Genomic DNA, 12,395 nt, shown 5'->3' on the forward strand with positions numbered 1-12,395 from the left:
CCTACACCCGAACGCGGACGCCGTGTCAACGCATCCGCGATCTATAATCTCCGCTTATTCTGCAATCGCCCGGAGCGCCGCCCTCATGGCCGAAGACAACCACTTCTTTCGCCCGGTTCGGGATTTCTGCCGCCAGCAGGTCGTCACCTGCGAGGCCGACGACGCCCTGCTCGAGGTCGTGCGCACGATGCGTGACAGAAGCATCTCATCGGTGGTGGTCGTGCGCGAGGGCATGCCGGAAGGGATCTTCACCGACCGCGACCTGCGCAACAAGGTCGTCGCCGAGGGCCGCGCGCCCGACGGGCTGCGGGTCGCCGACATCATGAACGCGCCGTTATGGACGATCGGCGAGGACGACGTCCTCTACGAGGCGCTCTACCGCATGTCGCGGCGGAACATCCATCGACTGGCGGTGGTGGATGAAGCGGGCGCGCTCGCCGGCATCGTCACCGACACCGACATCCTGCGCCTGCAGGCGCACTCGCCGCACCAGCTCGTGCTCGACATCGAGAACGCCGCTTCGCTCGACGACCTGCGCGCGCTGCACGCCAACATCCAGGAGCGGGTGCTGCACCTGAGCGCCACCGGCATCCCGGTGCGCGAGATCATGAAGCTGATCGCCGGCCTCAACGACCGCATCCAGGTGCGGCTCATCCAGATCCTGCGCGCGGACGAGTTCGCCGATCTGCCCGACAGCTTCGCCTTCGTGGTGATGGGCAGCGAGGGGCGCAGCGAACAGACCCTGTCCACCGACCAGGACAACGCGATCATCTACGACGACGCCCTCGGCCCGGACGAGGTGGCCCACGTCGAGGCCTTTTCGCGGGCGCTGATCGACGCCCTGATCTCGATCGGCGTGCCGCCCTGCCCCGGCGGCATCATGGCGAAGAACGCCGACTGGCGGCGCAGCCTCGGGGACTGGCGCAGCGAGCTCAACCTGTGGCTCGCCACCCCCACCCCGGAAAACGTCATGACCGGCAGCATGTTCATGGACCTGCGCACGCTCTATGGCGACCCCGCCTTCGAGCTCGCGCTCAAGCGCCACATCTACGCCTACACCCGCGACAATCCGGTGTTCCTGATGCGCATGGCGCAGAACATGACCCGGTTCGCGACGCCGATCGGCTGGTTCGGCCGCCTCAAGGTCGAGAAGGACGGCGAGCACCGCGGCCAGGTCGACATCAAGAAGGCGGGCATCTTCGCGATCACCGACGGCATCAAGTCGCTCGCGCTCGAGGCCGGCCGGCTCGACGGCAGCACCCACGACCGCATCGAGATGCTCGCCGCCGAAGGCGTGCTCGGCGAGCGCCAGGCCGCCGACCTGCAGGCGAGCTTCGATTTCCTCGTGCTGATGCGGCTGCGCGGCCAGGTCGAGGCCCTGCGCCAGGGCCGCACGCCGGACAACTACATCGCGGTCGAGACGCTCAACGCGATGGAACAGGGCGAACTCAAGCTCGCGCTCGACGGTGTCGCGCAGTTCCAGGAGTTCATCCGCAAGCACTTCCGGCTGCACCTGCTCGGGAACTGAACAGGCGCGGCAGCATCCGCCACAGCACCAGCCCGCGCAGACCCATGAAGAGCAGGAAGGCGAGCCACAGGCCGTGGTTGCCGAACGCCGGCTGCAGCGTGAGCGCGAGCGCGAGGAAGGCCGCGGCGCACAGCACCATGGCCTGCATCAGCTCGCGGGTGCGGGTGGCGCCGATGAAGACCCCGTCGAGCACGAAGCCCCACACCGAGGCGAGCGGCAGCGCCGCCGCCCACGGCAGGTAGATCGCGGCCGCCTCGCGCAGCGCGGGCTGGTCGGTGAGCAGGGCAACGATCGCGCCGCCGCCGAGCGCATAGGCGAGCGCGAAGCCCGCCGAGCACACCACCGCCCAGCCCATCGACATCCGGATCGCCGAGCGCAGCGCCTGGCGGTCGCGCGCGCCGACGGCGGCGCCGGTAAGCGTCTCCGCGGCATGGGCGAAGCCGTCGAGCGCATAGGCCATGAAGGACTGGAAATTCAGCAGCAGCGCATTGGCGGCGAGCACCAGCTCGCCCTGCTGCGCGCCGGCGCGCGCGAACCAGGCGAAGCAGCCGAGCAGGCAGACGGTGCGCAGGAAGATGTCGCGATTGACCATCATCAGCCGGCGCAGCGCGGCACCGGCGAGCAGAGGCCGCCAGCCCGGCCAGCGCGCCGTCCCGGCCGGCATCGGCTCGCGCAGGCGCCACAACAGACCGAGGCCGAGCACGAAGCCGCTCGCCTCCGCCACCGCGGTCGCCGCGCCGATGCCGGCGACGCCGAAGTCGAACCGATACACCAGCACGAACACGGCCGCGATGTTGATCAGGTTGATCCACACCTGCAGCAGCAGGCCCACCCTCACCCACTGGCGGCCGAGCAGATAGCCGAGCAGCACGTAGTTGCCGAGCGCGAACGGCGCCGACCAGATGCGCGCACCGGCGTAGCTCGCCGCGTACGCCTGCACCGCCTCGCCACCGCCCAGCAGGGTCAGGCCCGAGGCGATCAGCGGCCCCTGCACCGCGAGCAGGCCGAGGCCGATCGCCGCCGCCAGCAGCAGCGCGCGCAGCAGCGCCTCGCGCAGGCCCGCGCGGTCGTCGGCGCCGTGCGCCTGCGCGATCAGGCCCGTGGTGCCCATGCGCAGGAAGCCGAAGCCCCAGAACAGAAAGCTGAACAGCACCCCGCCAAGGGCGACGCCACCGAGCGCCGCCGGATCCGGCAGATGGCCGGCGACCGCGGTGTCGACCGCGGCGAGGATCGGCTGGGTGAGGTTGGCGAGCACGATCGGCACCGCCAGGCGCAGCACATGCAGGCGCCACGCGCTCGGCGTGGCGGGAAAGCGGCGGCCGGCGCTCACCGGCCCCTCGGGGCCGATCCGGATTCAGACACCGATCTCGCCGGCGAGCAGTTCCGCCGGCTGCAGCCGGTAGAGCGCGTCGAGGAAATTCCACTTGAACGAACCCGGTCCCTCGGCCTTCGCCGCGGCCCGCGCACCGCACAGACCGGCGACCGCGCAGGCCGCGGCCACCGCGTCGAGCCGGTCGGGCGCCTGCGCGGTGAAGCCCGCCACCAGCGCCGACAGCGCGCAACCGGTACCGACCACCCGGGTCATGATCGGATCGCCCCACGGGGTGGCCCAGCTGCGCGCCCCGTCGCTGATGTAGTCGGTCTCGCCGGTCACCGCGACCACTGCGCCGGAGGCGCGCGCGAGCGCGATCGCCGCCTCCACCGCGGCCTCCGAGCCCACCGTGCTGTCGACGCCGCGACCGCCGCCGGCCAGGCCAGCGAGCGCGAGAATCTCCGACGGGTTGCCGCGGATCGCCGCCGGGCCCTGCGCCAGCAGCGCGCGACAGGCCTCGGTGCGATAGGCGAGCACGCCCACCGCCACCGGATCGAGGGTCCACGGCACGCCGGCGAGCTTGGCCGTGGCGACAGCCTGGCGCATCGACTCGAGCCGCTGTTCGTGGAGGGTGCCGACGTTGATCAGCAGCGCGCCCGCCATCGGGGTGAAGGCACGCACTTCCTGCCGCGCCACCACCATCGCCGGCGAGGCGCCGGCGGCGAGGAGCACGTTGGCGCTGATCTCCTGCACCACCTCGTTGGTCAGCACGTGCACCAGCGGCGCCGCGGCGCGGAAGCGCTCGAGCTCGCGCGCGACGACCGCGAGCGGCAGGACGGGAATGTCAGCCACGACCCGCCTCCGGCGCCGGCACGTTGAAGACCTGCCGCAGGTAGGCCAGGAAGGTCTGGTCGTCACACATCAGCTTGCCCGGGCTGTCCGACAGCTTGGCGACCGGCTGGCCGTTACCGCGCGTGAGCTTCATGACGATGTTGAGCGGCTCGAGGCCGACGTCGTTGGTGAGGCTGGTGCCGATGCCGAAGCCGAGCTGGGTGCGGTCGGCGAAATGGCGGTAGATGTCGAGCGCGCGCTCGACCGTGAGCCCGTCGGAGAACACCAGGCGCTTGGTGTGGGGATCGATGCGCAGCTTGGCGTAGTGAGCGAGCGCCTTTTCGCCCCACACGATCGGGTCGCCCGAGTCGTGGCGCAGGCCGTCGAAGAGCTTGGCGAAGTAGAGGTCGAAGTCGGCGAGAAAGGCGTCCATGCCGACGACGTCGGTGAGTGCCACCCCGAGGTCGCCGCGGTACTCCTGCACCCAGGTCTCGAGCGCCGCCTTCTGCGAGTCGCGCAGGCGCACGCCGAGCGCCTGGAAGGTCTGCAGGTACTCGTGCGCCATGGTGCCGATCGGTACCAGGCCGAGCTCGCGCGCGTACATGACGTTCGAGCTGCCCTTGAAGTACTGCGGCAGCTCGGCGTGCAGCGTCGCCAGCACTTCGCGCTGCCAGGCCCGCGAATAGCGCCGGCGCACGCCGAAATCGAAGAACTCGAAGGGGTGGCGGCGCGCCGGTTCGGCCGGCAGCGCGCGCAGGCGCTCGATCTTGGCCTGCAGCCGGGCGCGCCCCTCGGCGAGCGCGGCGTCCGCGTCGAAGCGGCGGAAATAGAGTTCGTTGACGATCGCGAGCAGGTAGATCTCGAAGGCCATCACATGCACTTGCGGCCCTTTCGCCATGATCTCTAGCGTGTCGCCGACCGCGCGCGCGGTGATGAACTCGCGCTGGAAACGGAAGATGCGCAGGAAGTCGATGAAGTCCGACTTCATGAAGCGCAGCCCGCCGAGATAGTCGAGCTCGTCGCGCGCGAAGCCGAGGGTGCACAGCTGATCGAGCTCGCGATCGACCTCGCCGAGCAGTTCGGCGAGCGGGTAGGCGGGCGTGTTGCGGCAGACGAAGGTGTATTCCGCCTGGGTTGCCGGGTGGTGATGCAGCATTGCCTGCCACATCGTGAATTTGTAGAGGTCGGTGTCGAGCAGGCTGTCGATCACGGGGGGCATTGGGTCGTCCTTGCGTGAGCGCTGCGGGCGCGCGTCGTGGCAGCGACGCCCGCGACCCGCCCCCTGCGGCAGTGCCCCGAGTATGCCCCCGCCGCCTCCAGCGCCACAAGCGAAGCCAAGGCTGCTGTCGCCCTGGGGGCAGGGCTCCTACACCGGGAGCGTTGATCGAAGGCACCGTAGGAGCGCACCCCTGTGCGCGATAGCGGCGGCCATGCCGGCGACGACGGCTGCTCTCGCCCTGGGGGCAGGGCTCCTGCAGCGGGAGCGTTGATCGAGGGCACCGTAGGAGCGCACCCCTGTGCGCGATAGCGGCCCCCGCACCCGCGACGACCCCCGCTACCAGGCGAGCGGCTGGCGGTCGTGGAAGAAGCCGCCGCTCGGCCCGTCGTCCGGCAGGGTGGCGAGCCAAACGACGGTGTCGACGCCCTCCTCCGGCGAACGCGGCGCGTCAGGGCCGCCGAGATCGGTGCGGCACCAGCCGGGACAGACCGAGTTGACCTTGATGTCGCTGCCCGCGAGCTCGGCGGCGAGGAGGGTCGTGAGCGCATTCACCCCGACCTTGGAGATGCGGTACGCCGGCGCGCCCGGCGCCATCGCCGACAGCCGCCCCATCGAGGAGGCGAGATTGACCACCCTGCCCGCCGCGCTCGCACGCATCAGCGGCAGCAGGGCCTGGGTCACGCGCAGCACGCCGAAGAAGTTGGTCTCGAGCGTGCTGCGCAGCGTGTCGAGCGGCAGCTCGAGCAGGCTGGTGTCGAAGCGCTCGGGCGAGATCCCGGCGTTGTTGATCAGGACGTCGATGCGGCCGAAGCGCTCGGCGAGCCAGTCGCGCAACGCGGCGACCGACGCGTCGTCGGTGACGTCGAGCGGGTGGCAGTCGATCCTGCAGCCGAGCATCGCCAGGCGCGAGTGCATCGGCTCGAGCTGGGCCGGGTCGCGCGCGGTGGCGATGACGTGGTGGCCCTCTACGCTGGCCAGGCGCTGCACCGCTGCGCGTCCGAGCCCGCGGCTCGCGCCGGTGACGACGGTGATCGGAGAATTGGAATCCACTTGGTGCCTCCTGCCGTGTTCAGAGCCGGCGCGTTGCGCGCAGCCGACGCATGACCATGCGCCGGTACAGCCGGGACACGAGCGAACGGATGCCGGGCAGCCCGATCAGCCACGCAAGCGGCCTCAGCACCACGATCCGCGACATCAGCAGGATGTAGGCGTCCAGCTCACGATGTACCGTGCCATCCGCATCGCGTACGTGCAACTCGCGCAAGGCCTGACCGGGGTCGATGCCGAGCTCACTCAGTTCGGCCTCGCGACCGGTGATGTCCACCCAGTCGGTGGGCTTGCCGTCGCGCGCGGCGAGCCGCTCGTAGAACGCGCGATCGCGCACGCAGCTCGGGCAGGCGCCATCGTAGTAGACGGTGAGATCGTCTTCATCGTCCTTCATGGTGCGGGCTCCCGATGCCAGCCAACACCAATGAGACCCCGCCGGGCGAAGAAAGTGCGCCCCCCGTAGCAGCGGCAAACGCCGCGTCATCGGCGGCGATCCGCCCCGCCGGCTTCAGAACGCCGGCACCACCGCGCCCTTGTACTTGTCGAGGATGAACTGCCGCACTTCGGGCGAGGTCAGCGCCGCGGCCAGCTTCTTCATCGCCGGGCTGTCGACGTTGTCGGTGCGGCCGACGAGGAGGTTGGCGTAGGGCGAGCTGGCGTCCTCGATGAAGAGCGAGCCCTCGAGCGGGTTCAGCTTGGCCTCGATCGCATAGTTGGTGTTGATCAGCGCGAGGTCGACCTGGTTCAGGATGCGCGGCAGGGTGGCGGCCTCGAGTTCGCGGATCCTGAGCTTCTTCGGGTTGTCGACGATGTCCTTCTGGGTCGCCGAGATGTTGCCCGGGTCCTTCAGCGTCACCAGACCCTGGCGGGCGAGCAGCAGCAGCGCGCGACCGGAGTTGGAGGGATCGTTCGGGATCGCCACCGTGCCGCCTTCGGGAATGTCCTGCACCGACGCGTGCTTGGTCGAATAGCCGGCGAAGGGCTCGACGTGGATCTTCGCCACCACCGCCTGGATGTCGTTCTTCTGCTTCTTCTTGAACTCCTCGAGGTAGGGGCCGTGCAGGAAGAAGTTGCCGTCGACCCGCTTCTCGTTGGTCTGCATCGAGGGCTGCACGTAGTCGGTGAACACCCTCACCTCGAGCTCCACGCCGTCCTTCGCCAGCATCGGCTTGACGAACTCGAGCAGCTCGGCGTGCGGCACCGGGGTGGCGGCGATGACGAGTCTGTCGGCGGCGTGGGCCGCGCCGGCCACGGCGAGGCAGCCGAGCGAGGCGGCGAGCAGCTTGCGCAGGGAGGGGAACATGAACGACTCCTTCTTCACGGGAACGGGTTTACTTGCGGGTGAAATACAGCACCAGTCGGTCGCCCGAATACTGCAGCAACTGCACGAGCACGACCAGCACCGCGACCGTGATCACCATCACTTCGGTCTGGAAGCGCTGGTAGCCGAAGCGGATCGCGAGGTCGCCGAGGCCGCCGCCGCCGATCACGCCCGACATCGCCGCATACGACATCAGCGTGATCGCGGTCACCGTGGTGGCGGCGATCAGGCCGGGCAGCGCCTCGGGCAGCAGCGCGCCGAAGATGATGCGGTGAGTGCGGATACCCATCGCCTGGCAGGCCTCGATGACGCCGCGGTCGATCTCGCGCAGCACGTTCTCGACGAGGCGGGCGAAGAAGGGCGCGGTGCCCACCACCAGCGGCGGGATCGCACCCTCGACGCCGAGCGAGGTGCCGATCAGCAGCACGGTCACCGGGATCATCACGATCAGCAGGATGAGGAAGGGCACCGAGCGCAGCACGTTGACCACGAAGGACAGCACCACATACAGCCCGCGCTGCTCGAGCAGCTGGTTCTTGCTGGTGACGAAGAGCAGGATGCCGAGCGGCAGGCCGATCAGCACGGTAAACAGCAGCGAGAAGCCGGTCATCGCCAGCGTTTCCCAGGTGGCCTGCCAGATGTCGCCCCAGTCGATCAGGGAAAGGTCCATTACTGCAGCACCTCATGGTGGATCTTGAATGCGTCGAAGGCGCGGAACACCGCCTCGACCTCCTCGGCGGTGCCGTCGATCTCGACCAGCAGCTGACCGTAGGGCTGGTCCTTTATCGTGGACACCGTGCCCTGCAGGATCGTGATCCGCGCCGGGCTGATCGCCGCGACATGGCTGAGGATGGGCTGGTAGGTGACGTCGCCCAGATAGGTGAGCCGCACCGGCAGGCCGCGCACCTTGGCACCGAGGCCTGCGGGGTCGAGCAGCGCGGCGGTGAGCGCGTCGCTCTGCGCCACCATGCTGCGGGTGACCGCATGCTTGGGATGCAGGAAGACCTCGGACACCGGCCCGCTCTCGACGATGCGCCCGGCATCGATCACCGCGACGCGGTCGCAGATCGTGCGGATCACTTCCATCTCGTGGGTGATCAGCACGATGGTGAGGCCGAGCCGGCGGTTGATGTCCAGCAACAGGCGCAGGATGGCCTGCGTGGTCTCGGGGTCGAGCGCCGAGGTGGCCTCGTCGCACAGCAGCAGGTTGGGATGGTTGGCGAGCGCACGGGCGATGCCCACCCGCTGCTTCTGCCCGCCCGACAGCTGCGCGGGATACTTGCTGCCGTGCTCGGCGAGCCCGACCAGCTCGAGCATCTCCGCCACCCGCGCGGCGCGCTCGGCGGCACCGAAGCGGCCGGTGGTCTTCAGCGGCCAGTCGATGTTGCCCGCCACGGTCTTGGCATTGAGCAGGTTGAAGTGCTGGAAGATCATGCCGGTCCGCTGGCGGAGCTGGAAGAGCGCCTCGCGGTCGAAGCGGGTGATGTCCTCGCCGTCGATGACGATCCGCCCGGCGCTCGGGCGCTCGAGCAGGTTCAGGGTGCGGATCAGCGTGCTCTTGCCCGCGCCCGAACGGCCGATGATGCCGAACACCTCGCCCTTGCCGATGTGCAGGTCGATGTCTTGCAGCGCGGTGATTTCGCGACCGTCGACGCGATAGGTCTTGTGGAGGTTCTCGATGTGGATCACGAAGCGCTTTCCGGAGTGTGCCGAAAGGGATCGGAGTCTACCACCGGGCGAACGGCGGGATCGCCGCGCCGACACATCGCCCGCTCGGCCGCCGTTGATCGCGCAGAGGGCTGCGCTCCTACAGTCGGTCCAACCTCTGACGCAGGCACCGTAGGAGCCCTGCCCCCAGGGCGATGACGGCCGTCATCGCCAGCACAGCCCCCCTGATCGCGCAGAGGGCTGCGCTCCTGCACACCATCGAGTGCGGCTTGTAGTAGCCTCGGCCCCCTGCGCAACGGCACCAGGAACCCTGACATGAGCCCGCAACACCGCCCCCTTCAACCCGACACCCTGGCGGCCCAGGGGATTGGCGAGCCGGCCCTGCCCTATCGCGACGTCGTGCCGCCGATCCACCTCGCCACCACCTTCGAGCGCGCGCCCGACGGCAGTCTGCCCGGCGGCCGCCTCTATTCGCGTGACGCCAGCCCGGCATACGACGCCGCCGAGACCCTGCTGCGCGAGCTCGAGCAGGGCGAAGCGGCGGCGCTGTTCGCCTCCGGCATGGCGGCGGCCTCGGCGGTGCTGCTCGCGCTGCGGCCGGGCGCGCGCATCGTCGCCCCGCACGACATGTACTGGAGCCTGCGCAAGTGGCTGATCGAGTTCGCTGCCAACTGGCAGATCGCGCTCGACTTCTACGCCGGCGAGGACGAACTCGCCGCCCGCCTGCAACAGCCCGCCGACCTCGTGTGGGTGGAGACCCCGGCCAATCCGACCTGGGAGATCACCGACATCGCGCGCGCGGCCACGCTCGCCCATGCCGCGGGTGCCCGCCTGGTGGTGGACTCCACCGTGTCCACTCCGGTGTTCTCCCGGCCGCTGACGCTCGGCGCCGACATCGTCATGCACTCGGCCACCAAGTACCTCAACGGCCACTCCGACGTCGTCGCCGGCGTGCTGGTGACGCGCGCGGCCGACGACTTCTGGGCCCGCATCCGCGCCGCGCGCGCCGCCGGCGGTGCGGTGCTCGGCCCCTTCGAGGCCTGGCTGCTGAACCGCGGCCTGCGCACCCTGTTTGCGCGCGTGCGCCTCGCGGCCGAATCGGCGCTGCGCATCGCGCGCCATTTCGAGCACCACCCGGGCGTCGCCCGCGTGCTGTACCCCGGGCTGGCGTCCCATCCCGGTCACGAGATCGCCGCGCGCCAGATGCAGGGCGGCTTCAGCGCCATGCTGTCGCTGCGCGTCGCCGGCGGCGAGGCCGCGGCGCGCGAGGTCGCCGCGCGCGTGCGCCTGTTCAAGCGCGCCACCTCGCTCGGCTCGGTCGAGAGCCTGATCGAGCACCGCGCCCCGGTCGAAGGCCCGGGCACGCGCTGCCCCGCCGACCTGCTGCGGCTGTCGGTCGGCATCGAGGACGCCCAGGACCTGATCGACGATCTCGAGCAGGCGCTGGCCGGCGCCGCCTGAGCGGACCGGCCGCGACCCCGATGCCGGAACGGACGATGCGCGTGCTGTCGGTCATCCCGCCGATGACCCAGCTCAACACGCCCTACCCCTCCACCGCCTACCTCACCGGTTTCCTGCGCTCGCGCGGGGTCGATGCGGTGCAGGAAGACCTTGCGCTCGCGCTCGTGTTGCGCCTGCTATCGCCCGCCGGCCTCGACGCGATCCGCGACCGCGCCGAGGCCCTGCCGAGGAAGCGGCGCACGCCGCTGGTGCAGGGTTTTCTCGAGCATTTCGCCCGCTACCGCTACACGATCGGCCCGACGATCGCCTTCCTGCAGGGCCGCGACCCGACCATCGCCCACCGCATCGCGAGCCGGACCTTCCTGCCCGAAGGCCCGCGCTTCGATACGCTGGACGCCTATGTCGACCCGGACGATCCCGAGGGCGGCGATCCGCTCGCCTGGGCCTTCGGCGCGCTCGGCCTCGCCGACCGTGCGCGCCATCTCGCGACGCTGTATCTCAACGAGTTGGCCGACATCCTGCGCGATGCGGTCGATGGCCGCTTCGAGTTCGTGCGCTACGCCGAGACCCTGGCGATGAGCCAGCCGACTTTCGAGCCGCTCGCCGCCGCGCTGGCGGCCCCGCCCACGCTGGTGGATAAGTATCTGAAAGACCTCACCCTCGAGGCCCTGGCCCGCCACGCACCGCAGCTGGTGCTCGTCTCCACCCCCTTCCCCGGCTCGGTGTACGGCGCCTTCCGCATCGCGCAGGCGATCAAGGCGGCGCAGCCGGAAATCGTGACCGTGCTCGGCGGCGGCTTCGTCAATACCGAGTTGCGCGAGCTTTCGGAACCGCGGGTGTTCGACTTCTTCGACTACGTCACGCTCGACGACGGCGAGCGTCCGCTGCTCGCCCTGCTCGAGCACCTGCAGGGCAGGCGCGGCAGATCACGTCTGGTGCGCACCTTCGTGCGCCAGCCCGAAGGCGCGACGACGAACGCCGCGGTGCGCTACATCAACCTCGTCGAGCCCGACGTGCCCTTCGCCGAGGTCGGCACCCCCACCTGGGACGGCCTGCCGCTCGACGGTTACCTGTCGGTGCTCGACATGCTCAACCCGATGCACCGGCTGTGGTCGGACGGGCGCTGGAACAAGCTCACCGTGGCGCATGGCTGCTACTGGAAGAAGTGCAGCTTCTGCGACGTCAGCCTCGACTACATCGGCCGCTACGACGGCGCCCCGGCCGCCCTGCTGGTGGACCGCATCGAGGCGATCATCGCCGAGACCGGCCAGACCGGCTTCCACTTCGTCGACGAGGCGGCGCCGCCCAAGGCGCTGCGCGCGCTCGCCGAGGAGCTGCTGCGCCGCGGGCTGGCGATCTCGTGGTGGGGCAACATCCGCTTCGAGAAATCCTTCACCCCCGAGCTGTGCCGGCTGCTCGCCGACAGTGGCTGCATCGCGGTATCGGGCGGGCTGGAGGTGGCCTCCGACCGCCTGCTCAAGCTGATGAAGAAGGGCGTGTCGGTCGATCAGGTGGCGCGCGTCACCCACGCCTTCACCGAGGCCGGCGTGCTGGTCCATGCCTACCTGATGTACGGCTTCCCGACGCAGACGGTGCACGACACGGTCGACGCGCTCGAGTACGTGCGCCAGCTGTTCGAGGCCGGCTGCATCCAGTCCGGCTTCTTCCACCGCTTCGCGTGCACCGTGCATTCACCGGTGGGCATGAACCCGGAGGAGTACGGGGTGGCGCTGGTGCCGCTGCCCGAAGTGAGCTTCGCGAAAAACGACGTCGGCTTCATCGACCCCACCGGTGTCGACCACGACGCGCTCGGCCGCGCGCTGAACAAGGCGCTCTACAATTACATGCACGGCATCGGCCTCGACACCGATGTCCGCAGCTGGTTCGAGGAGCGCGTGCCGCGACCGCGGGTGGCCAGGCACTTCATCGCACGCGCCCTGCAGCAGACGTGACCGGTCATCGCCCTGGGGGCAGGGCTCCTGCAGCTGGCGTCGAGGGCGATGTTTTG

At 69.8% G+C, this 12,395-nt stretch carries 11 protein-coding genes; 3 read left to right on the forward strand and 8 right to left on the reverse strand.

The features are described from left to right. Positions 1-85: 85 nt before the first annotated feature. On the forward strand, positions 86-1,528 hold the full coding sequence (locus BB334_RS05225) for a putative nucleotidyltransferase substrate binding domain-containing protein (protein WP_068805249.1): 1,443 nt from the start codon (positions 86-88) through the stop codon (positions 1,526-1,528). On the opposite strand, the gene BB334_RS05230 is transcribed toward BB334_RS05225, so the two are convergent. The 8 genes from BB334_RS05230 to BB334_RS05265 form a co-directional block, all read right to left on the reverse strand. Next, positions 1,488-2,858, reverse strand: coding sequence for an MATE family efflux transporter (locus BB334_RS05230; protein WP_068805252.1), 1,371 nt, complete (start codon positions 2,856-2,858; stop codon positions 1,488-1,490). The two genes, BB334_RS05225 and BB334_RS05230, sit on opposite strands and share 41 nt — an antisense overlap. Before the next feature lie 24 nt (positions 2,859-2,882). Continuing rightward, positions 2,883-3,692 (reverse strand): hydroxyethylthiazole kinase, encoded by an 810-nt coding sequence (gene thiM / locus BB334_RS05235; RefSeq protein ID WP_068805255.1) that lies wholly within the window; start codon positions 3,690-3,692, stop codon positions 2,883-2,885. Next, positions 3,685-4,890, reverse strand: a complete 1,206-nt coding sequence (pncB, locus tag BB334_RS05240) for a nicotinate phosphoribosyltransferase (protein WP_068805258.1) — start codon at positions 4,888-4,890, stop codon at positions 3,685-3,687. Before pncB ends, thiM begins: the two co-directional genes overlap by 8 nt. Before the next feature lie 336 nt (positions 4,891-5,226). After that, positions 5,227-5,940 carry an SDR family oxidoreductase gene (locus BB334_RS05245; protein WP_068805261.1) on the reverse strand — a complete coding sequence of 238 codons (714 nt, stop codon included), beginning with the start codon at positions 5,938-5,940 and terminating at the stop codon, positions 5,227-5,229. A 19-nt stretch (positions 5,941-5,959) separates the two neighbouring features. Then, positions 5,960-6,331, reverse strand: a complete 372-nt coding sequence (locus BB334_RS05250; RefSeq protein ID WP_068805264.1) for a thiol-disulfide oxidoreductase DCC family protein — start codon at positions 6,329-6,331, stop codon at positions 5,960-5,962. Between the two features lie 114 nt (positions 6,332-6,445). After that, complete coding sequence (locus BB334_RS05255) at positions 6,446-7,240, reverse strand: MetQ/NlpA family ABC transporter substrate-binding protein (protein WP_068805267.1); 795 nt, start codon at positions 7,238-7,240, stop codon at positions 6,446-6,448. Between the two features lie 28 nt (positions 7,241-7,268). Beyond that, a complete protein-coding gene (locus tag BB334_RS05260) occupies positions 7,269-7,928 on the reverse strand; it encodes a methionine ABC transporter permease (RefSeq protein ID WP_068805270.1) in 660 nt (219 codons plus the stop codon). Further along, positions 7,928-8,947, reverse strand: coding sequence for a methionine ABC transporter ATP-binding protein (locus tag BB334_RS05265; RefSeq protein ID WP_068805272.1), 1,020 nt, complete (start codon positions 8,945-8,947; stop codon positions 7,928-7,930). The genes BB334_RS05260 and BB334_RS05265 overlap by 1 nt, the downstream gene beginning before the upstream one ends. A gap of 294 nt (positions 8,948-9,241) precedes the next feature. On the opposite strand from BB334_RS05265, the gene BB334_RS05270 reads away from it, so the two are divergent. Beyond that, positions 9,242-10,387 carry a trans-sulfuration enzyme family protein gene (locus BB334_RS05270; protein WP_068805275.1) on the forward strand — a complete coding sequence of 382 codons (1,146 nt, stop codon included), beginning with the start codon at positions 9,242-9,244 and terminating at the stop codon, positions 10,385-10,387. 35 nt (positions 10,388-10,422) lie between these two features. Further along, on the forward strand, positions 10,423-12,339 hold the full coding sequence (locus BB334_RS05275) for a B12-binding domain-containing radical SAM protein (RefSeq protein WP_408646419.1): 1,917 nt from the start codon (positions 10,423-10,425) through the stop codon (positions 12,337-12,339). The last annotated feature ends 56 nt before the right edge of the window (positions 12,340-12,395 follow it).

The organism is Thauera phenolivorans, from assembly GCF_001696715.1.
GTDB classification, from domain to species: domain Bacteria; phylum Pseudomonadota; class Gammaproteobacteria; order Burkholderiales; family Rhodocyclaceae; genus Thauera; species Thauera phenolivorans.

Excerpts from the sequence above, each read along its gene's own strand:
- BB334_RS05225 (WP_068805249.1), top strand. The coding sequence starts at position 86 with ATGGCCGAAGACAACCACTTCTTTCGCCCGGTTCGGGATTTCTGCCGC.
- pncB (WP_068805258.1), bottom strand. The coding sequence starts at position 4,890 with ATGCCCCCCGTGATCGACAGCCTGCTCGACACCGACCTCTACAAATTC.
- BB334_RS05250 (WP_068805264.1), bottom strand. The coding sequence starts at position 6,331 with ATGAAGGACGATGAAGACGATCTCACCGTCTACTACGATGGCGCCTGC.
- BB334_RS05255 (WP_068805267.1), bottom strand. The coding sequence starts at position 7,240 with ATGTTCCCCTCCCTGCGCAAGCTGCTCGCCGCCTCGCTCGGCTGCCTC.
- BB334_RS05260 (WP_068805270.1), bottom strand. The coding sequence starts at position 7,928 with ATGGACCTTTCCCTGATCGACTGGGGCGACATCTGGCAGGCCACCTGG.
- BB334_RS05270 (WP_068805275.1), top strand. The coding sequence starts at position 9,242 with ATGAGCCCGCAACACCGCCCCCTTCAACCCGACACCCTGGCGGCCCAG.
- BB334_RS05275 (WP_408646419.1), top strand. The coding sequence starts at position 10,423 with ATGCGCGTGCTGTCGGTCATCCCGCCGATGACCCAGCTCAACACGCCC.